The following is a 19,584-nucleotide window of genomic DNA, read 5'->3' as shown; positions in this document are numbered from 1 at the left end:
CGAAATCTAACTAAGCTATGCTTCTGTTTTCATCAGCAAACCAGCTGCAACTTCTGAAAGTTTACTCGCTAATTCTAACGCTTCGTCGGAAGGGATCTGTCGAATCACTTCCCCAGAACTGATGTCCATAACACTAACAATATTCGTGCCAGATTCATCATCTACACGAAATTGTAGGCCTTTCTTCATCATTTCCATGGTTGAGGATAGTTGTTCAGCAACGCCTTGCAACTCCTCGACACTCACAGTGTCTTTTTGCTCACCTTGCGTAGGCGCTTTATCTTCCCCGTTAATGGAAAGAGCTTTTTCTTGCAATATCGTCTTAACGACTTGATCAGCCTGATTTTTATTGGCTAACGAGCCGACGTCCGCTTTTGCTACTACGGCGTTGGATGACGAAATACTGATATCCATCATCTTACCTCCAATTGACAAGTCAAATTACTGTTGACTAACACAATCCTTGGTAGCAACAAAGGGAGACTCGATAACCGAACCTCCCTTTTACCAATTTTATCAGTGCGTTAACTGTATCAGCTAAGTGATTACAGCAGTGACAGCGCAATCTGAGGGATCTGGTTAGCTTGCGCCAACATTGCTGAACCCGTTTGTTGCAGCACTTGGTTTTTGGTCATAGTGGAGGTTTCTTTAGCAAAGTCAACATCCACAATACGGCTCTTAGCGTCAGACACGTTAGCTTGAATGTTTAAGCTGTTACTTACGTTGTAGCTCAAACGGTTTTGTTTAGCACCTAACTCTGCACGTTGGCTGTCGATGGTTTTGATTGCAGCATCAATTTTAGTCAAAGCAGCACTACGACCAGTAGAGATGTTCAAGCTATTAACGCTCAGGTCAGTCGCATCAGTACCCGCAATTGACAGCGTAATAGTTTCATCAGCTTGGTGACCTACTTGGAAGCTCTTACCAGTGAAGGTGCCGTCCAAAATGTTGGTGTTACCAAATGCAGTGCTGTCTGAAATACTGGTGATTTCAGTAGATAACTCGTCGATTTCAGCTTGAATTGCATCGAGGTCGTCTGAGCTGTTAGCGCCGTTACCCGCTTGAACAGTCAAGTCACGCATACGTTGCAACATGTTAGTTTGCTCTTGCATCGCACCTTCAGCGATTTGTGCGATTGAGATTGCATCGTTAGCGTTACGAACACCTACATCTAGACCATTAATCTGGCTATTCAGACGGTCAGAGATAGCCAGACCAGCAGCATCATCTTTGGCACTATTGATACGCAGACCAGAAGACAAACGTTGCATTGAAGTCGCTAAATTGCTGTTAGAAGACACCAAGTTCTTCTGCGCTTTCATTGAGGTGAAGTTGGTGTTTACTGTGATAGCCATAATTAAATTCCTCGTATACCTGACTTAGGAAAACAGGCCTGTCTTACTTAAGCCAGGCGGACATTCTGCTTACACTATCTTTAACGGCACCGAGGTTCTAAGCTTTAGCGGCTTTTTGTATTTTTTTTAAAAAATAATTATTCGACTGTTTTTAAAAGAAAAAAACCTACTCCACACTGGGTGAAGCAGGCTTCTTTGAAGGAAGATAGAACGACTACAACAGCTTTACTGCAATAGGCTAAGTGCAATCTGAGGTAACTGGTTAGCCTGTGATAACATGGCAGCACCGGATTGTTGCAGCACTTGGTTCTTGGTCATCGTTGCGGTTTCTTTGGCAAAATCCACATCAACAATACGGCTTCTTGCATCAGACACGTTAGCCTGAGTATTAGCACTGTTGCTGATGTTATATTCCAGACGGTTCTGTACCGCCCCCAACTTCGCCCGTTGACTGTCAATCGAGTTAATGGCGCCGTCAATTTTACTCAGTACTGTGCTTCTGGTCGCCGCTGTACGCACATCAAGCGCGTTAACTGAAAATTCAGTGGCGTTGTTGGTAGCAATCGAGATAGTAATATCTTCGCCTGCTTGGTGACCCACTTGGAACAACTTACCAGCTTCAAAATCACCGGTCATCAGCTTAGTGTTACCGAAAGCGGTGTTATTACCGATCTCCGTAATTTCTAATGCCAGTTGGTCAATCTCATCTTGGATGGATTGTAGATCTGACGTGCTGTTCGCGCCGTTTTCTGATTGAATCGCCAGATCACGCATACGCTGCAGCATGTTGGTTTGTTCTTGCATTGCGCCTTCGGCAATCTGTGCAATAGAGATCGCGTCGTTGGCGTTGCGCATACCTACTTCTAAGCCACGAATTTGACTATTGAGGCGGTCAGAAATTGCCAGACCGGCAGCATCATCTTTCGCACTATTAATGCGTAAACCTGAAGACAGACGTTCCATCGACGTAGCGAGGTTACTGTTCGATTGGTTCAGGTTCTTTTGTGACTTTAATGAAGTCACATTAGTATTAACGGTAATAGCCATGTAACGTTCCTCTTCCTAGTTCTTACGCCAAGACTCGGAGCTTGGCTAACTTTGTTAAACAGTTTCTCTTATTCCCTGTAAGCCATAATTTCGTTGTGGCCTGTCATCGCAGGTAGTCAAACAAAGAAACCGAGCTCACTCGACCAAACAGATTGGAAGCGGCATTTAATGCAAGTTGTTGCTTCTCAAACTCTGTTACAGCAGCGGCGTAATCAAGATCTTCCAGTACTGATACTGCGGAGTTATTGACTAACTCGGTATTGGAATGGTTATTGGCGTAACTCTCGACAGCTTTAAGGTTGTTACCTGCTATGCCTCGAGCTAAGCGGATCTGATCGACACCACTATCAAAGTTATTCAAAAGCTGTGCCAATTTTGAACGACCAGCCGCAGAATTGATTTCATCGCCGTTTTCAAACAGCGCAATGGCTTCTTGTACGGTGTCAAAAATACTGTTGGTGGCGTTAGGTTCGATGGTCAAACTATCGCCAGCTTTGGGCGTGCCATCGAAAGAAACCTCTATCCCATTGAATGTTATAGGGTTTGAAGGATCAAAATTCGGGGTGGTTTGCACGGTAGCGCCAGAGGAATCGGTGACGGTTAAGTCCACGCCACCGCTGCCGTTATCGGTAAAACTGAAACTATAAGTATCTTCGATATAGCTGGCTTGATCGCTAATGGCGGCATTTTCGATCGTGAGATCGCCAGTCTGAGTCGACGAATAATTGACGCTATAATCGCCAAGTGCATTCGGCGCCGCCATAAAAGCCACATCACCGCTCACACTGGTGTCCATCAGCACGCCATCGGCGACAATTGCCTGACGAACGTTGTTATTGCCGCGATAGACAATCTCGCTCGAATTGTTGAAATCAAACGGTCTGGTTTCTAAATTAGTACCAGAAAACAGATAATTACCCGATTCATCCTGATAATTAGCAATACTTTGCATCTCTTCGAGGCTAGCTTTTAGCTCATCGGCAATTCCTTGCCGCTCATCCGTGGACAAGGTGCCGTTTGCCGCCGCTAGCAGTCGATCACGCATTGACATAGTGATCGACTCAGCGTCACCCAGTTTGCTTTCAGTGACCGCCAAACGGTTTTTAGTGTAATCAATGTTTTTCAGATACTGCTTAATCAGCGCATTTTGTTGATTGAGATTATCAATGCCAATGGCTGCCACTGGGTCATCACCCCCAGTATTGACGCGCTTGCCACTGGAAAGTTTGTCAATAATCTCTTGTGATTGCTGTTGGTTACGGGTGATGCTGCCGGTATTTTGGCGGTAGATCTGTGCGGTGGAGATTCTCATGAATTATTCCCCTTATTGCACTGCGTTAAGCAAGGTGTCAAAGATAGTGTTAGCTGCCGACATGACGCGCGCTGACGCTTGATAAGCCTGCTGGAACTTCATCAAGTTAGCGGCTTCTTCATCAAGGTTGACCCCCGACTCAGATTGCACACGGTTATAGGCTTGGTCGTAAATGCTCTGGGCGGAGTCCATACGCACTTGCGAAGATTTGGTCAGACTGCCGATGTTTAATTTGTTGCTTTGATAAACATCAGTCAGGGTCGATTTACCGTCTTTCATCAGCTTGTTATTGCTAAGCGCAGCCATATTGACGGCATTCGCGCCATCACCGGATGAAAAACTTAAATCAAAGGTGAAACGATCCGTCGCGCCCGAGGTGCTATCCAGTTGGAAAGTGAAACCGTTCGTGGTGATCTGCGGTGGCGAACCGGTCGCGCTACCAGTTGCCAAACTATTGCCTGCCGCGTCAAATACTTCATACGTTGGCGTCGCAGTGCTCGAATCAATGGCCACGGTGATCTGGTTACTCGTGGTTGGAAACCCCGCCGCAGTACGATCAATATTCTGTAGGCTAATACTGGTGTTACCACTGTTAGCGGCATCGGCCACAATACGTGGGCCAGCCGCGGCGATCTGGCTCGGTTCACTAATCAACGACTTGATCTTGCCTGCGGCGCCGTTTGTTGGGCGAATTTCGAAACGATCTCCGGCGACCATCGCACCAGCGTCAATGTTGATGGCAAAACCATCAGCACCTTCGAGTACGCTGCCATTCAGGGTCAAGTTGGTGGTATCACCCGTTTGCATATCTTGCAGTTGGTAGTTACCAGCGGCGGTGTATCGCAACTCATAACTGTTGCCAGTCAATTGACCAACGTCGGTGAGATCAACACTCAATACCGCAGTCCCGGTGTTATTTTTTGACGCGGCGGCACGAGATGCGGCATAGCTCGGGTCATTGATCTCAGTAAAAATCGGTGAGCCTAATGCACCGCTAAGATCAAAACCTTGCGATTGCGCTTGGTTGAAGGTGTCGGAAACACCCAGCGCCATTAAACCGAGTTGTTGTGATGCGGGCTGCAATACATTCTCGCGGAAGTCGAACAAGGCGCCGAGTCTGCCGCCGATTTTGCTCGGGTCAACTTTCAGCGTGCTGTTACCTAAGGTGTAGGTTAAGTCGATTTCCGTTGGATATGGGTCGCCATTCGCTGTTCCCAGTTTCATGGCAACTTCGCCAGAGACCAACATGAAGCTGCTACCAAACATGATGCTACGCGTGCCGTTATCATTGGGGACGACGTTGACCTCAGCGTATTGGCTCAGCTCTTCGATAAGCGAATCTTGTTTATCTAGCAGTTGCGGGTCAGCATTTTGGGTTTTCATCAGTTCCAAGTTGATGTTAGCCATCTCTTGGCTGATCTCGTTAATCCGCGTAGTCACACTGCCAATTTCATCATTCACTTGATTCATGTGGCTATCTAAATAGCTATGCATCTGATTGAAACTGCTGACCAGTTGATTAGCTGAGGTCAATAAGCTCTGACGAATGCCGCTATCGTTAGGCAGATCGGCCAAACTGTTCATACTTTCAAAAAAGTCATCCAGCGACCGAGGAATCGATACGCCAGTTTGCGAGAACAGCTCATCTAACTCATTCAGCTTGCCATTCATGGTTTCCGCGTTGCTGAGTGATGTCTGCGAAATACGCAACTCGCGTGCAGCAAACTCGTTATAAATACGTTTTACGTCATTGACATAGGTGCCAGTGCCATAATAATTGCCACCAAAGGCGTAGGAGTCATCAGTAACTTGTGTTGCCACCTGACGGCTATATCCGGTGGTATTAACGTTAGCGATGTTATTACTGGTAACGCCCAGTTGCCCCTGCGCTGCGACAACGCCGCTGCGAGCAATGTTGAGTAAATCAATAGCCATGAATTATTGCTCCCCTGCTGGCGCCGCACTGCTGCCGCCTACGTTGAATTCTTCTTTGATGGTTTGTAGAACACGCAACACCTTGTTGGCGTAATTTGGATCAGTGGCGTAGCCCGCATCGGCTAGCCCTTTAATGAACGCCGCCGGATCAGCTGCTGCCGCCCGCGCGGGTTGATAGCGGTCGCTATTGCTAATCAGCTGCACGTAATCGTCAAAACTTTGTTTGAGCGAGTCATATACACGGAAGCTCTCACGCCGTTTAACCGCATGGCCTTGTTCATATTCCAAGGTCGATACGTTGGCTTTGTTGCCTTGCCAGCGACCATCCGCCTTGATGTTGAATAAGTTGTTACTTGGCTGACCATCACTGCCCTTGGTCATTTTCTGGCCCCAGCCAGTCTCTAGCGCTGATTGCGCCAACAGAATTTCTGGCGTAGTGCCCAGTTGTTCCGCAGCTTGCTTAGCATAGGGATACAAGGTTTTAACGAAGCCTTCAGGGCTTTGCATATCCTCTTTAGCGGCAACCACAGGCGATTTTTTGCCGCTAAGAATTGATTCCAGTTGGTTGGCTTCAGGGAAATAACTGGTTTGCTTTTCAGGCATCACAAACTGTGTCACTTGGGCAGGTGCAGCAACCACCTCTGTCGGCTTAGGTTGCTCAACCTTGATTGACGCTAATGTAGGAGTGACCGGCGCTTCTGACTTAACCGCCGCATTCGGTGTTTCATGGGTACGCAGCACTGACGCTGGCGTCATGTTGGTTCCCTCGGGCGCCAACTGCTGCACCATCAAGTCAGCCAGCCCCAGCATGCCTTTGCTCGACAGGTCTACCGACATCTGCTGGTCGTGCATGCTTTCGTAAAACTTAGTGTATTGACTGTTGAACGGGCTATCGGCCTCAAATACCGCATTGGCTTCACGCATGCTTTTCATCAGCATTTGCACGAAGATACCTTCAAATTGCTGCGCGACTTCTTTCAGCGCAGCTTTCTGGTCTTTCTGGGCTTTGGAACGCAGGCTATCAAGGCCTGCCAAGTCCATAAATTGTGAGGTATCTGCTAGCCGTTGCATGTAAGACCGCCAAAAAATCAGATCACGATTAGCTGACCATGCAAAGCCCCTGCCACTTTTAATGCTTCTAGGATTGCCAAGACATCTGACGGTGCGGCGCCCACCATGTTCACCGCACGAACCAGCTCATCGAGCGTAGTACCGGGGTTAAACATAAACATGCGGCGGTCAGATTGCGTAACGTTAACATTGCTGTTGGGCGTCACTACCGTATTGCCACCAGCAAAGGCGTTCGGTTGGCTAACTTGCGGCGATTCAGCAATCGTCACCGTCAAACCACCGTGAGTAATTGCCGCAGGCAGTAGCTTCACGTCTTTGCCGACAACAATGGTGCCGGTGCGCGAGTTGACGATCACTTTGGCTGCTTCATCGGCTTGTTCGACTTGGATATTTTCCAAGGTAGAAAGGTAAGCCACCCGTTGTGATACATCTCGCGGCGCAGTCACCTGAATCGAACTGGCATCCAACGCGCGGGCAATGCCGGGGCCAAGCAGATTGTTAATCGCTTCAGCGGTACGCTTAGCGGTAGTGAAATCGGCGTTATGCAAGTTAAAGGTTAAATAGTCGCCCGTCGCAAATGGGCTTTGCACTTCCCGTTCGATGATGGCGCCATTGGGAATACGGCCGACGGTAGGCGTGTTATTCACCACCTTGGAGCCATCCATGCCATCGGCGCTAAAGCCGCTGACCACCAAACTGCCCTGCGCTACGGCATAAACTTCGCCATCCACCCCTTTCAAAAAGGTTTGTAGCAAGCTGCCGCCGCGTAGACTTTTTGCTTCACCAAGGCTAGATACCGTCACGTCCATGGTTTGCCCCGGCTTGATAAAAGCCGGCATATCCGCATGCACCGCCACAACGGCAATGTTTTTGATTTTGGGTCGAATACCATCCGGCAAGTTAATGCCGAAGTTTTTCAACATGGTCATGAAGGTTTGTTCGGTATAACGGGTCTTTTCCCCAGTCCCCGGCAAACCGACCACTAAGCCGTAACCGATCAGTTGGTTATCACGCACGCCTTGGATATCGGCAATATCTTTGATGCGTTCTGCATGAGCGTAGGGAACCAGTAGCAGCGACAATAGAACAATTTTTAGCAATTTCATGTTATTGCTCCTTAGAAAGGCCACCAGTCAGAGAAGAAGAATTTGCTGAGCCAACCCACTTTTTGGGAATCGGCAAAGGTGCCGGTACCGCTGTATTGAATACGAGCGTTAGCCACCCGTGGCGATTGCACCGTGTTATCAGTCGCGATGTCTTGCGGCCGCACAATGCCGGTCACACGAATAAACTCATCGCCGTTGTTGATGGTGATCCACTTCTCGCCGCGAATGACCAAGTTGCCATTGTTCAACACCTGCATCACGTTGGCAGAAATCTGCCCGGACAAGCTGTTGCTCTGATCGGTATCCGCTTTACGGTTGGTATCCATAGTGTCGGAATAGCCTAAGTTCAGCGGGTTGCCGTTCAAAGTGACGTTCGAGCCTGCAACCGTCATCGGGTTGACAGTCAAATTGGACCCTTTCGCCATCTGGTTATTGGCGCTTTTGGACGCTTGGGTCGATTCGGTCAACACGATGGTGACAATGTCACCCACTCGATGCGCCTTGAGATCAGTAAACAATGAACTGGCCTTGCGCGAGGCAAAAATTGACCCCGTTGGCGGTTGATTAATATTGGTATCGTCGGGATAAACCGGCGCATAAAATGGATCATCAGGGATTGGCTTGTCTGAACTGGGCGACGCACAGCCACCCAACATAGCCAAACCGACAACAACAATCAGTGTTTTCATATCATCACCTCATTAGAGATTCTGATTCACGTAAGCCAGCATCTGATCCACGGCAGAGATAACTTTCGAGTTCATCTCATACACGCGCTGACTTTCAATCAGATTCACCAGTTCCTCGGTGACGTTAACGTTGGAAGTTTCTAAAGCCCCTTGGCGAATGCTGCCCATACCGTCAATTGACGCCACACCTTGTACAGGCGCACCACTCGCGCCAGTTTCGAGATAGAGGTTTTGGCCGATAGGGTCGAGACCGGATGGGTTGATAAAATCCGACATGGTCAACTGCCCCAGCACTTGGTTTTCTGCGTTACCTGGCGTTTTAACCGAGACTTCGCCTTCTGATGACACCGTGATGCTGGTGGCATTGTCAGGAATAACGATGGCGGGTTGCAGCACGTAGCCTTCGCCCGATGTCACTATCTGGCCAGTATCATCCAGCGTGAACTGACCGTTACGGGTATACGCGGTTGTGCCATCAGGCATCTGGATTTCAAAAAATCCGGGGCCTTCAATCATCATGTCCAGCGAGTTATCCGTGGTCAGCATGTTGCCTTGGGTAAAAATCTTTTGCGTTGATACCACTTTGGTACCGGCCCCCAACTCTAACCCGTTTGGCAAACGGGTGTTGGTCGCACTCACGCCACCAGCTTGGTTGACGGTTTGGTACAACAGGTCTTCAAACACGGCACGGGCTTTTTTGTAGCCGACAGTACTGGCGTTAGCAACGTTGTTGGAGATCACCGAAATATCGGTCTGTTGGGCATCAAGGCCTGTCTTACTGATCCATAAAGCGGGTTGCATATCGATTACTCCTAGCTAACGCGCATCAGCTGAGCTGAAGCTTTGTCATTGTCTTCGGCGGTTTTCATCATCTTGACCTGCATCTCAAACTGACGTTGCAAATCAATCAGCGCCACCATTTCATTCACGGCATTGACGTTACTGCCTTCGAGCGCACCATTGACTACCCCAACAGTGGGGTCTGCTGGCGCAGGCTGACCGTTCATGGTTCTAAATAAGCCATCTTCACCACGCATCATGTTTTCATTACCTGGGTTAACCAGCTTGATACGTGCCACTTCCTCAATCACCTCTGGCGTAGCCCCTTGCGGCCGTACTGAGATCACGCCGTCAGAGCCAATATCAATTTTTTGAATCGGCAACGGCAGCACGATAGGACCGTTATTGCCCAATACCGGCTCACCGCGGCCATTGCGTAACATGCCGGTAGTGTCAAAATTCAGACCACCAGAACGGGTGTAGGCTTCCGAGCCATCGGCCGCTTGCACCGCAATCCAGCCATCACCTTTCACGGCAATATCCATATCGCGGCCAGTCGTTTGCAGTGGTCCCGCTTTAAAATCAGAAGAGGGTTTTTCTGTCATCGCAAACACGCGCGTCGGCAGACCTTCACCAAAGGCTTGCATAGAGCGGGCTTGGTTCATATCTGCTTTAAAACCATCGGTGTTGGCGTTAGCGAGGTTGTTAGCCCGCACCGCCAATGCATGCATGTTTTGCTTAGCTCCAGTCATGGAGATATAGAGAAATTTGTCCACTGCGATGCCCCGTCAAAAATTGAGCTTACGCAGGTAAAAGCAAGCATCGTGCCACAAAATTCACGAATACTTATTCAAGCAAGACAAGTAGTTAGAAAGGTATATCTGAAGGACAAAGGCAAAGCGGCAAGGGATTGCCGTAGCAACCGCCTTGCCGCTGTCAATCACGCTGTTAATCGGTAAACGCTGGTGACCGACACGCCGCCATGGGCGCTCAGTCAACGGCAATAACAGCGCTAATCATTAACGGATCTGTAGAATCGTTTGTTGCAGCGTACTGTTCACTTCCAACGTACGCGAGTTTGCTTGGAAGTTACGTTGTGCCGAAATCAAGTCAACCAACTCAGTGGTCAAGTCAACGTTAGATTGTTCCAAGGTTGATGAACGAATGCGGCCGAAGATACCACTGTTCGCTTCGCCCGCGAGCGGTTCACCTGAATCAAGACTGGCTTTCCAAGAGGTGTTACCGACTTGCGTTAAACCTTGCTCGTTAGCAAAGCGCACCAAGGCCACTTGACCCAATGGCACGGTGGCACCATTGCTGTATGACGCAGAAATCAAGCCATCGGCACCGATTTCCACATTGGTTAGGCGTCCAACAGTCACACCGTTTTGCGTCAATGCGGTGGTGCTAAAGCTTTCCGAATACTGGGTAGGATTATTGAACGAGATATTCAGCGTTTGAGTACCGTCAGCCGAGGCGCTCAGCACATCAGCGCCAGCAATGCCTAACTGTTGCGTGGTGATATTGACCGGATCGCTACCAACAAAATTACCCGATTCGTCAAAAGACAACACTGCCCCAGTCCAACCGCCGGTTGTAGTCGCACTCTGCGGCGTGCCATCAGCGGTACCATCGCCGTTTACATCCACATCATAGCTACCCGCACCAGAGTCTAAGTTCACTTGTTTACCATCGAGTGCGTAATATGCCACCCAACTACTGCGTCCGGTATAAGCCGCATCAGTGGGTCGAACAAAATAGGTGGTCAAAGTGTGTGATTCACCGAGTGAGTCATACACCGTTACCGCCGTCGAGTTATTGAATGTGGAGCTATCGGTAGGATCAAATGCCGCTGGATCGAGCGTGGTCGAGTCGGAATTCAGGTTCATACTGATACCAACTTGGCTGGTGGCCTGTGGGCTACCCGCAGTATCTGGGATCTGTACTGGCGTGGTGGTACTCAAACTCACTGACGCCGCATTACCATCGCTATCCACTTGGAATGACTGCAAATAGTTGCCCATCGAATCGACCAAGAAACCGTTGTCATCCCGTTTAAAGGCACCAGCACGGGTATAAGAAAAATCCAAATCACCAATGCCAGGAGATGTCACGAAAAAACCGTTACCGTTAATCGCCAAATCGAGCGCGTTGTTGGTCGACAGCAAGTTACCTTGGTGGAACTGTTGTGCCACTTGAGTCGTCGTGACCCCGCCACCGACGGCAGTTCTCGCGTTAGAGAACAGTGAATTGGCATACACATCGGCAAACTCAGCACGCGACTCTTTAAAGCCGGTGGTGTTAACGTTGGCAATGTTGTTTGCCGTAACGTTGAGATCCTTCTGCGCCGCATTGATCCCGCTAAGAGCAATGTTAAAAGACATAGTCCACCTCTTAAATCTTCTTGAATATTATCCGGTTGCTACCGGCGCAAAAACTAAGCTTCAGTGACAGCCAGTACATCGGCTAAGCGAACGCCACCGATACCACGCACGTTCAGTACCGCGCCACTGCTTGAATTTAACGATACGCTACTGACGTGGCCGTAGGTACTAACTGCCAAATCTTGCGCTTCACCATCAATGGTGGCGTTAGCGCTAATGTTATAGATGCCAGATGCCATCGGCTTGCCGCTATTATCAGTACCATCCCACGACATATCGACATTGCCGCCAGCACTGCCATCAACGGTGAAGGTTTTGACCACTTGGCCCGCTTCATCGGTGACCGACACCTTGATTGACGGTACAGGTGAAGGCGTACTGATCACCCCTTTAATCGCATTATCTTCCGCCGACAGATACCCAGCGCCTGCTGGCACCAGCACTTTCTGCCCCACCAAACCTGACGCTTGCAGCGCTTGGCTCGAAGTCATCACCGTGTTGAGGTTAACAATCTGGTCGTTCAACTTACCGATACCATCAACGGTAGAGAACGATGCCATCTGCGCGATCATTTGATCGTTGTCCACCGGATTCGATGGATCTTGCATCGACAACTGCGCACTCAGCAAAGAGAAGAAATCTTCCTGCGTCAAACTCTGGTTATTTTTCGCCGACGACGCTGCTTTGCTAGCGCTCGCGGTTTCATTCGTTGTATTGACAGAATTAATAGCCACGATTTATTTCTCCTTACTTACCAAGACGCAGCGTTTGTTGCAGCATCGACTTGGTGGCATCAGCAACCTGTACGTTCATTTGATATGAACGGGAAGCTGAAATCATATCCGCCATCTCTTCAACAACGTTGACGTTTGGCTTGTATATATAACCGTCAGCATCGGCTAATGGATGATCGGGTGAATATTCTTTCAGTAACGGTTTATCGCTCTCAACCACGCCTTGCACCTTAACTGAGTAACCTTCTGGCTGACGTTGACCGTTTGACGCCTTGGTCAGCTCCGCCTCAAAAATCGGGTGACGCGCCTTATAGGTTTGGTCAATGCTGCTGGAGACTGAATCCGCGTTGGCAATATTACTCGCCGTAGTGTTCAACCGGACAGACTGTGCTGACATGCCGGAACCGGCGATATTGAAAATGTTATAAAGGCCCATCGCTAGTCTCCTCTAATGGCTTTGCGCATTCCGGAAAACTTACTGTCCAGAAATCCCAAAGACATTTGATATTCAAGAGTATTTTGCATAAATGTCTGCTGCTCTTTCTGCATATCAACCGTATTACCATCGCCAGTGTCTGGCTGATCAGGCACGCGATACTGCACGTTTTGCTGCGTCAGCGCCTGTAAATCAAAATGTTTCTCTGATGTCGCCATCATGCGCATGCCCTTTTGGTGGGTCACGGCGCTTTCTAATGCTGAGGAAAAATCAACGTCGCGCGCTTTGTAATGCGGCGTATCAGCATTGGCAATATTGCTTGAGAGGACTTCGGCACGTTGCGCGCGTATTCCTAGCGTGTATTGGTGAACTCCCAACGCATTATCAAAACTGATCGCCATAAAAATTTCCTCATTTGCCTGATGTGCAAATAAAAGCAATTAACGTGCCATAAAACAGTTGCGCTAACTTCACGGTGAGATTGTGTGACGATTGCCGCTGTGGCAAAACACAGCAACAAAAATGCCAGCCTGTTAAACAGACTGGCATTTTAAAGAACTATTTGTTTTCAGCGACTTAACATTAAGTCTTCTTCTGATAATAGATCCCGGGGTTACAGCGGATCATATCAAACTCGTCGGTTAAGCCGGCAATAGACTCAGAAGCGCCTAAAAAGAGGATGCCTTTCGGATTCAAAGCGGCAGCAAATTGCCGCAGGATTTTTGCCTTCGCCTCTGGGGCAAAATAGATCAGCACGTTGCGGCAAAAGATAATGTCAAAGCGGCCGAGTAAGCTATAACTCTCCAGCAAGTTATGCGCTCTAAAGCTCACCAAACGGCGCACATTCTCTTTCAAACGCATATTGCCGTTGGGCAACGCATCAAAAAACTGACGCTTACGTTCTTCCGATAAACCGCGCGCTAACGCCAAACCGTCATACTCGGCGTTTTTACAACGCTCCAACATCGATGGCGACAAATCAGTTGCCTGAATAGAGACGCCGCCCGGCAACCCCCCCGGCTTACGTTGTTGGTATTCCAGCGCGGTCATTGCCAGCGAATAAGGTTCCTGCCCTGACGAACAGGCGGCCGACCAAATTTTCAATGGGCGACCCAGCTTGGCAAATTGCGGTAATAGCTGATTAGCCATCAGCTCAAACGGATAACGGTCACGGAACCACAAGGTTTCGTTGGTGGTCATCGCGTCAATCACTTCTGCACGCAATTGGCGCTCAGTAGGACGCATAGACTGTTTCACCACGTCCGATAATGAGGGTAATCCGTATTTACCCATTAACGGCGCGAGCCGACTTCTGACAAGGTATTGCTTGTTTTCACCAAGCACAATACCACTGTGCTGCTCGAGGAACAGTCTAAATTGGTTATATTCGGTTTCTGCTAGAGACTTGTCTGTCACCCTGGCTTCCCGTCGTTAATGAACACGCCACTGATGAGGCATTGTCCTACAGATTATCGCGCTGCGTTATACCGCAGGTAAATCAGCAAGACAAGCTTCCCCTTAAATATCAATGAACCATGTTAAGCAATCATTTCAAACTCAAGTGTTTATTAACAGCCGCAGCTAGCTCATCGGGGTTAAACTTGGCAATAAAGTCATTAGCCCCCACTTTTTGCACCATGGCTTGGTTAAACACCCCACTCAAAGAGGTATGCAGCACTATCTTAATATGCTTCAGTTTAGGATTATCCCGAATTTCTGCAGTTAAGGTATAGCCGTCCATTTCAGGCATTTCGATATCAGAAATAATCAGCGGGATTTCGGTCGCCACATTTTCCATTTCTGCCGATATCTTCTCTAATTTGTTTAACGCATCACGGCCATCTTTAGCGGTGTCGATCTGCAAATTTAAAGATTCCAACGCCCGAATAATCTGTTTACGCGCGACGGCGGAATCATCCACCACCATAATGTGATAGTTTTGTTCGCGGTCGATGGTCAGCGCCTCATCCATCTCTTTACTGATTTCAGTTTTCATCGGTGAAATTTCATCGAGGATCTTTTCCACGTCGATAATTTCGACCAACTCACCGTCAATTTCAGTGACCGCTGTTAAATAAGAGGAACGGCCCGCGCCTTGAGGCGGCGGCATAATGGCAGACCAGTTCATATTAATGATGCGTTCGACCGACTTCACCAAGAAGCCTTGAACGCTACGGTTATACTCAGCGATGATGATAAAACTGTCTTTGACGTTTTCGATAGGACGGCCGCCCGTGGCAGCGCTTAAATCGATCACCGAAATGGTGGTGCCACGAATATGTGCCACGCCACGAATATAGGGATTCAATTTCGGCAACATAGTCAGCGGCGGACACTGTAAGACTTCTTTTACTTTGAAGACGTTAATGCCAAACCGTTGTCTGCCATTCAACTTAAAGAGCAACAGCTCAAGGCGGTTCTGGCCTACAAGCTGGGTACGTTTGTTGACTGAATCAAGAATGCCTGACATATGTCTGCCTTGTATTGGTTGTACCATCCAAACCTAACTGAAACTCAGAAAGGCATATATATTGCTTCACACCGATAAACCAACACTTCAGTCAAAGTTCTGTCGCCTTGGCATTGATGATGTATCAGCTGCTACGGAACGCCCTGAAGTATAAGTGTAAAACTGTAAATCTACCTAGCCTATTCATTATGAAAGTAAATTTAGCACACTTTTGTTTTTCTATCTTGCTGACAGCCAACTCGGTAGCCTCAGCGCAGGCCGCAATACCAAGTATATCGGCAATCGAAAAGTTAGCTAAAGAAACGGTGTCAAAAAAAATCCAAGTGCCCGCCGCGGCACGGGTGGAAATTGAACCGCAGTCGCTAGACAGCCGCCTACTGCTGCCTGACTGTGCCAGCGAGCTAACGGTGGAAATGGCGACTGACCGCGAGATCAGCCGTAACAATACGCTCAAAGTGAGCTGTGACGTTGCCGAGCAAGCTTATCCGTGGCAGATTTACATGTCAGTACGAGTGAACATCAGTTTTCCAGTGATCGTACCGAACGAAACCTTAGCCCAAGGCACCACCTTAACCCAGAGCAATCTATCCACCCGCTACATCGACCAATTCTCGCTGAACGGTCAGCAGTTTGATGATATTGCGCCGCTGATTGGTGCCAAAGTGAAACGCCGAGTGACGAAGGATTACCCGATTTTTTCATCCAACGTCTGCTTTGTTTGCAAAGGCGACCAAGTGTCGATTGTTGCCAGCTCTGAAAATTTTCAGATAAAAACAGTCGGTATTGCCGAAGCCGATGGCAACCTTGGCGAGCAAATTCGGGTAAAAAATGCTAGATCTAACAAGATAATCGACGCTTTAGTGACTAAAGTTGGCGAAGTTCGCGTAAACATGTAAAAATCGCTCAAGCATTAAACTAATCTGCCGATACAGAGCCTGAGAACTTAGATTTAACCCTGGAGCCCAGACGGCTATGGACATAAAACAACTGCAAAACCAATCGAGAGTGACAACTGTCAACTCGCCAAAAACCAATCAAGCGCAAGCAGATAAAGCGCAAACGTCGGTCGCTGGTAATCAACAAGATTCAGTTGTTGTCTCAAGTCAGGCACAGCAGCTTCAAGGTCTTCAAAGTAAGATTTCATCTCTGCCGGATGTTGACCTGCAAAAAGTAGCCGAAATCAAAGCAGCCATTGCTGAAGGACGCTACAAGGTCGACCCAGAAAAACTGGCTGGCAATATCGCGCAATTTGAAGCGGATATGAATGATCTCGATCTGGAGGCTTAATGCAGCTGTCAGACTTGGAACAACATCTCAACAAGCAGACGCTCAATCTTGAGCGGCTGCTGTTTTTGATCGACCAAGAAAAACACGCATTAATCAGCCGCGATGCCGACAAGTTATTGTCGCTAGCGGCGGATAAATCCAAAATGTTAGAAGCCATCAAAGAGGTCGACGCGCAGCTAGCCCAACATCCAAACAAGGATGATTTTAGCCGCGAGCCATTGGCCGCCCTAGTCGCCGATGCCAAAGCCTTGATGACGGAATGCCAAACTAAGAATCAGGAAAACGGCAAACTGATTGAACTGTGCAATGCCAGTATCAATCGCTTAGCCCAAGCACTGCAAATGAGCCGCAACTCCAGCAGCCTGACTTACGATGGCAAAGGCAAAACATCAACCATTTCCACGTTAGGGAATGACTTAAAAGCCTAGTCTGACTACCGCAACAAGCGCCCATTAAAAACGCCACTTCAATGTGGCGTTTTGCTTTAAGTGCTTGGCAAGCCGTGATTGCCTGCCTATCAATTAGAAATAAGTCACTTCACGCACGCGTTGTGGTCGGTTCTGTTGTTGGTACAACTGCCAAACGGTTGCAAAGTCGAGCGACAACTCAGTCACATAATGGTCACCGGCAGGATAACTCGCCACCACTTTGGCACCGCGGATCACGCCAGACACCGACGCCTTAATGGTATCCGACTTCATCGCCCAATCAGCCACGTTGCTAGTGCCTTGCAGTTGCTGACCGTAGACTTGCTCGGCCAACTCGCGGTAAGCGGCAATCTTTGACGCCTGCATTGCCATCAACACCCGCTCTGCTTGGGTTTTACCCGGTTGCGTTGCCAACGGCGCGTACCCCGTTGCCGTTAACGTAGGAAACTGCTCCGGCGCCACCGTTTCATACTGTACGAATTTGTCTTTGCTCGAACACCCAGCCAGCACCAGAGTCAGCACCACCATCATTAATCTGATCATCACTCTGCTCCAATAAATTGCACTTTGCCTGATTCGGACTGCCGATATAACACGCCGTTACGTGAAACACTCTTAGTGGACTCGGTGAGATACCCGGGCAAATCGACTGCGGGCACAAAAATATTGGCCGCCGATGCGACGCGGTTATCGCTCAAATCGATCATACGTGCGTTAATCTCAACACCGTTTTTGGTTAAGTCCATGCTCGATACCAACACGTGACTCACCGACACATCAGCGGCAATCTTTTGCCAGTCACGCGTCAAAATAAACGTGCCCTCTTCCGCCGCTCGCAATGTGTCACTCACGTTCATATCTTTCACGTGGTAGCCAAGCTGCTGCAACGTGGTCATTAAATCTTGCTGCAACTGGATGGCTAACGGATTAGTGCTTGCCAACTTAGCGGCATCAACTGGCGTAGTCACCAGAATTGATGGCTCCTCTTTATAAGCCACACTAAAACGCGTCAGGTCAGCGGTAAGCTGTTGAGCCACCAAGAAAAGCTTAGCCTTTTCAGGCGGAGGCTCAGCCACCACAGCGGTTGATTGGCAGCTACTACACAACAGCGCCATCAAACAAAACCATTTTTTGTACATAACCTTGTTGCTCCATGTGTCACCGGGCTTACGCCCAAATGAACGGCTAAGCTGAGAGTTATCATTAGCTATCGGCATCTTGCATAGAAACTTGACGCTCAATAGTCAGTGTCGATTCTTAAGCAACAGTTGTGCCGATTGATGGCATAGAACTTGAATCTTTTGGCAAACGGCGCTAAATCCGCCTGAAAATTGGCTATCTCACGACAAACTGCAGGAACTTCACACTATGTTGCGCTTAATCACTTTGCTGATGTTGCTGGCTATCCCCTCTGTACGAGCCGCGTGGGTCACCGTCTCGGGAGATGCCACCATTGTTGACGGCAATATTACCGCTGCGCGGCAACAAGCCATCAAACATGCGTTAAGCGTGGCAGTAGTGACCAACGGCGGCAGCATCAGCGCCCAGCAAACCGTGACCAACGGCGTGTTAGATCAAACCGCCGCCCTCAGCAACAATGCCAACTACAACCAATTAGAAGTGGTGAGCGAACGCCAACGCGGCAACCGCTTAGAAGTCACCGTGCGCGTCGATCTTGCCAACAACCCCGCCGATAGTTGTTTAGCCAACGCCCTTAAAGCGCCGCTTTATCTGCCGCGAGCCATAGTTTTTGACCGCAAACAGCTAAGATACGGCCAAATGGAAGCTTTTCCGCAAGCGCTATCGCGTAAGCTTGCAGATGTCATACACGCCAACTCGAACAAGGTGTACCCAAAGCTCGATCTCAGCAACAGCGTGCCAAGCCAGATTTTTAATAACGAACACCGTGGCGACAGCGCCAGTTGGCTTAACCAGCAAACCAACACCCTGTACCTGCTACTGCCCGAAGTGGAAGATATGGCAATGTCCAAAGCTCCGTCCGGTTTCAGCTCCATGTGGGATAAACAAAAACGTGACTTCCGCCTAAAACTGTCATTGATCCACAGCATCAGCGGCGAAACCATCTGGCAGCAAGACTACCAATTTAATAGCGAATGGGATTTTGACGCCACCGCCAGCGCACAACCAGATAGCGACGAGTTTTGGCAATCCATCTACGGCAACGCCATTGTGGATGTGCTCAAACGCGCCACGCTTGATATGGATGACGCATTGGGTTGTCGGCCAACCATGGCACAAGTGATTGCCAAACAAGGCCAACGCGTGATCCTCAACCTCGGCCGAAAAAGCGGCGTGCGCACCGGCGACAAATTCAAAGTGGTACTGCAACACAACTTCCCTGACCGTGTCGGCCAGACCCGCACCGTCGCCAACGCCACCGATGTGCAAGTGGTCATCGACCAGATCACCGATGACACCTCCACCGCACTACTCAGCGCCAGAGACGAAGGTGCCAACATCCAAATTAACGATATTGCGCTTAAGAATTAACCACTTAGACAATTAAACTTTTATTGGAATCGAAAAACA

At 48.9% G+C, this 19,584-nt stretch carries 22 protein-coding genes; 4 read left to right on the top strand and 18 right to left on the bottom strand.

What is annotated here, in order from left to right:
* Positions 1 to 15 precede the first annotated feature (15 nt).
* From L9G74_RS08440 to L9G74_RS08365, 16 genes are all read right to left on the bottom strand, one after another.
* Positions 16 to 417 carry a flagellar protein FlaG gene (locus L9G74_RS08440; RefSeq protein WP_238895856.1) on the bottom strand — a complete coding sequence of 134 codons (402 nt, stop codon included), beginning with the start codon at positions 415 to 417 and terminating at the stop codon, positions 16 to 18.
* 128 nt (positions 418 to 545) lie between these two features.
* Entirely contained in the window at positions 546 to 1,355 is an 810-nt protein-coding gene (locus tag L9G74_RS08435; RefSeq protein WP_238895855.1) for a flagellin N-terminal helical domain-containing protein, read from the bottom strand.
* A 225-nt stretch (positions 1,356 to 1,580) separates the two neighbouring features.
* Positions 1,581 to 2,402 carry a flagellin N-terminal helical domain-containing protein gene (locus tag L9G74_RS08430; protein ID WP_238895854.1) on the bottom strand — a complete coding sequence of 274 codons (822 nt, stop codon included), beginning with the start codon at positions 2,400 to 2,402 and terminating at the stop codon, positions 1,581 to 1,583.
* A 103-nt stretch (positions 2,403 to 2,505) separates the two neighbouring features.
* On the bottom strand, positions 2,506 to 3,714 hold the full coding sequence (gene flgL, locus L9G74_RS08425; protein WP_238895853.1) for a flagellar hook-associated protein FlgL: 1,209 nt from the start codon (positions 3,712 to 3,714) through the stop codon (positions 2,506 to 2,508).
* 12 nt (positions 3,715 to 3,726) lie between these two features.
* Entirely contained in the window at positions 3,727 to 5,649 is a 1,923-nt protein-coding gene (gene flgK, locus L9G74_RS08420) for a flagellar hook-associated protein FlgK (protein ID WP_238895852.1), read from the bottom strand.
* 3 nt (positions 5,650 to 5,652) lie between these two features.
* Positions 5,653 to 6,720 (bottom strand): flagellar assembly peptidoglycan hydrolase FlgJ, encoded by a 1,068-nt coding sequence (gene flgJ, locus L9G74_RS08415; protein WP_238895851.1) that lies wholly within the window; start codon positions 6,718 to 6,720, stop codon positions 5,653 to 5,655.
* Positions 6,721 to 6,737: 17 nt separating this feature from the next.
* The gene (locus L9G74_RS08410) at positions 6,738 to 7,826 is read right to left on the bottom strand and encodes a flagellar basal body P-ring protein FlgI (RefSeq protein ID WP_238895850.1); all 1,089 of its coding nucleotides are present in this window, start codon (positions 7,824 to 7,826) and stop codon (positions 6,738 to 6,740) included.
* 11 nt (positions 7,827 to 7,837) lie between these two features.
* On the bottom strand, positions 7,838 to 8,515 hold the full coding sequence (gene flgH / locus L9G74_RS08405; protein ID WP_238895849.1) for a flagellar basal body L-ring protein FlgH: 678 nt from the start codon (positions 8,513 to 8,515) through the stop codon (positions 7,838 to 7,840).
* A gap of 12 nt (positions 8,516 to 8,527) precedes the next feature.
* Positions 8,528 to 9,316 (bottom strand): flagellar basal-body rod protein FlgG, encoded by a 789-nt coding sequence (gene flgG, locus L9G74_RS08400; RefSeq protein ID WP_238895848.1) that lies wholly within the window; start codon positions 9,314 to 9,316, stop codon positions 8,528 to 8,530.
* Positions 9,317 to 9,327: 11 nt separating this feature from the next.
* The gene (gene flgF / locus L9G74_RS08395; protein ID WP_238895847.1) at positions 9,328 to 10,071 is read right to left on the bottom strand and encodes a flagellar basal-body rod protein FlgF; all 744 of its coding nucleotides are present in this window, start codon (positions 10,069 to 10,071) and stop codon (positions 9,328 to 9,330) included.
* Between the two features lie 243 nt (positions 10,072 to 10,314).
* Positions 10,315 to 11,679 (bottom strand): flagellar hook protein FlgE, encoded by a 1,365-nt coding sequence (gene flgE / locus L9G74_RS08390; protein WP_238895846.1) that lies wholly within the window; start codon positions 11,677 to 11,679, stop codon positions 10,315 to 10,317.
* A gap of 53 nt (positions 11,680 to 11,732) precedes the next feature.
* The gene (locus L9G74_RS08385) at positions 11,733 to 12,413 is read right to left on the bottom strand and encodes a flagellar hook assembly protein FlgD (RefSeq protein WP_438944555.1); all 681 of its coding nucleotides are present in this window, start codon (positions 12,411 to 12,413) and stop codon (positions 11,733 to 11,735) included.
* 13 nt (positions 12,414 to 12,426) lie between these two features.
* Positions 12,427 to 12,849, bottom strand: a complete 423-nt coding sequence (gene flgC, locus L9G74_RS08380; RefSeq protein ID WP_238895845.1) for a flagellar basal body rod protein FlgC — start codon at positions 12,847 to 12,849, stop codon at positions 12,427 to 12,429.
* Between the two features lie 2 nt (positions 12,850 to 12,851).
* Entirely contained in the window at positions 12,852 to 13,250 is a 399-nt protein-coding gene (gene flgB, locus L9G74_RS08375) for a flagellar basal body rod protein FlgB (protein WP_238895844.1), read from the bottom strand.
* A gap of 181 nt (positions 13,251 to 13,431) precedes the next feature.
* Positions 13,432 to 14,265, bottom strand: a complete 834-nt coding sequence (locus L9G74_RS08370; protein ID WP_238895843.1) for a CheR family methyltransferase — start codon at positions 14,263 to 14,265, stop codon at positions 13,432 to 13,434.
* A gap of 130 nt (positions 14,266 to 14,395) precedes the next feature.
* Complete coding sequence (locus L9G74_RS08365; RefSeq protein ID WP_238895842.1) at positions 14,396 to 15,319, bottom strand: chemotaxis protein CheV; 924 nt, start codon at positions 15,317 to 15,319, stop codon at positions 14,396 to 14,398.
* A 188-nt stretch (positions 15,320 to 15,507) separates the two neighbouring features.
* On the opposite strand from L9G74_RS08365, the gene flgA reads away from it, so the two are divergent.
* From flgA to L9G74_RS08350, 3 genes are all read left to right on the top strand, one after another.
* Complete coding sequence (gene flgA, locus L9G74_RS08360; RefSeq protein ID WP_238895841.1) at positions 15,508 to 16,215, top strand: flagellar basal body P-ring formation chaperone FlgA; 708 nt, start codon at positions 15,508 to 15,510, stop codon at positions 16,213 to 16,215.
* A 76-nt stretch (positions 16,216 to 16,291) separates the two neighbouring features.
* A complete protein-coding gene (gene flgM, locus L9G74_RS08355) occupies positions 16,292 to 16,606 on the top strand; it encodes a flagellar biosynthesis anti-sigma factor FlgM (protein ID WP_238895840.1) in 315 nt (104 codons plus the stop codon).
* Entirely contained in the window at positions 16,606 to 17,034 is a 429-nt protein-coding gene (locus tag L9G74_RS08350) for a flagella synthesis protein FlgN (protein ID WP_238895839.1), read from the top strand. Before flgM ends, L9G74_RS08350 begins: the two co-directional genes overlap by 1 nt.
* 93 nt (positions 17,035 to 17,127) lie before the next feature.
* On the opposite strand, the gene L9G74_RS08345 is transcribed toward L9G74_RS08350, so the two are convergent.
* Together L9G74_RS08345 and L9G74_RS08340 are read right to left on the bottom strand one after the other, a co-directional pair.
* The gene (locus L9G74_RS08345; RefSeq protein ID WP_238895838.1) at positions 17,128 to 17,577 is read right to left on the bottom strand and encodes an LPP20 family lipoprotein; all 450 of its coding nucleotides are present in this window, start codon (positions 17,575 to 17,577) and stop codon (positions 17,128 to 17,130) included.
* Positions 17,577 to 18,173: a FlgO family outer membrane protein gene (locus tag L9G74_RS08340; RefSeq protein ID WP_238895837.1), complete on the bottom strand. Its 597-nt coding sequence runs from the start codon at positions 18,171 to 18,173 to the stop codon at positions 17,577 to 17,579. Before L9G74_RS08340 ends, L9G74_RS08345 begins: the two co-directional genes overlap by 1 nt.
* A gap of 229 nt (positions 18,174 to 18,402) precedes the next feature.
* On the opposite strand from L9G74_RS08340, the gene L9G74_RS08335 reads away from it, so the two are divergent.
* On the top strand, positions 18,403 to 19,545 hold the full coding sequence (locus tag L9G74_RS08335) for a flagellar assembly protein T N-terminal domain-containing protein (RefSeq protein WP_238895836.1): 1,143 nt from the start codon (positions 18,403 to 18,405) through the stop codon (positions 19,543 to 19,545).
* Positions 19,546 to 19,584 lie beyond the last annotated feature (39 nt).

Origin of the sequence: Shewanella electrica (assembly GCF_022321485.1) — a bacterium.
Lineage (GTDB): Bacteria > Pseudomonadota > Gammaproteobacteria > Enterobacterales > Shewanellaceae > Shewanella > Shewanella electrica.
Note: the sequence above shows the minus strand (reverse complement) of the source record. Positions and strands in the feature narration are given on the sequence as shown.

Coding starts and splice junctions, on each gene's coding strand:
- flgH (WP_238895849.1), bottom strand. CDS start 8,515: ATGAAAACACTGATTGTTGTTGTCGGTTTGGCTATGTTGGGTGGCTGT.
- flgC (WP_238895845.1), bottom strand. CDS start 12,849: ATGGGCCTTTATAACATTTTCAATATCGCCGGTTCCGGCATGTCAGCA.
- L9G74_RS08365 (WP_238895842.1), bottom strand. CDS start 15,319: ATGTCAGGCATTCTTGATTCAGTCAACAAACGTACCCAGCTTGTAGGC.
- flgL (WP_238895853.1), bottom strand. CDS start 3,714: ATGAGAATCTCCACCGCACAGATCTACCGCCAAAATACCGGCAGCATC.
- L9G74_RS08440 (WP_238895856.1), bottom strand. CDS start 417: ATGATGGATATCAGTATTTCGTCATCCAACGCCGTAGTAGCAAAAGCG.
- flgM (WP_238895840.1), top strand. CDS start 16,292: ATGGACATAAAACAACTGCAAAACCAATCGAGAGTGACAACTGTCAAC.
- L9G74_RS08335 (WP_238895836.1), top strand. CDS start 18,403: ATGTTGCGCTTAATCACTTTGCTGATGTTGCTGGCTATCCCCTCTGTA.
- L9G74_RS08435 (WP_238895855.1), bottom strand. CDS start 1,355: ATGGCTATCACAGTAAACACCAACTTCACCTCAATGAAAGCGCAGAAG.
- flgE (WP_238895846.1), bottom strand. CDS start 11,679: ATGTCTTTTAACATTGCTCTTAGCGGGATCAATGCGGCGCAGAAGGAT.
- flgG (WP_238895848.1), bottom strand. CDS start 9,316: ATGCAACCCGCTTTATGGATCAGTAAGACAGGCCTTGATGCCCAACAG.
- L9G74_RS08345 (WP_238895838.1), bottom strand. CDS start 17,577: ATGATCAGATTAATGATGGTGGTGCTGACTCTGGTGCTGGCTGGGTGT.
- L9G74_RS08410 (WP_238895850.1), bottom strand. CDS start 7,826: ATGAAATTGCTAAAAATTGTTCTATTGTCGCTGCTACTGGTTCCCTAC.
- flgB (WP_238895844.1), bottom strand. CDS start 13,250: ATGGCGATCAGTTTTGATAATGCGTTGGGAGTTCACCAATACACGCTA.
- flgA (WP_238895841.1), top strand. CDS start 15,508: ATGAAAGTAAATTTAGCACACTTTTGTTTTTCTATCTTGCTGACAGCC.
- L9G74_RS08350 (WP_238895839.1), top strand. CDS start 16,606: ATGCAGCTGTCAGACTTGGAACAACATCTCAACAAGCAGACGCTCAAT.
- flgK (WP_238895852.1), bottom strand. CDS start 5,649: ATGGCTATTGATTTACTCAACATTGCTCGCAGCGGCGTTGTCGCAGCG.
- flgJ (WP_238895851.1), bottom strand. CDS start 6,720: ATGCAACGGCTAGCAGATACCTCACAATTTATGGACTTGGCAGGCCTT.
- L9G74_RS08430 (WP_238895854.1), bottom strand. CDS start 2,402: ATGGCTATTACCGTTAATACTAATGTGACTTCATTAAAGTCACAAAAG.
- L9G74_RS08340 (WP_238895837.1), bottom strand. CDS start 18,173: ATGTACAAAAAATGGTTTTGTTTGATGGCGCTGTTGTGTAGTAGCTGC.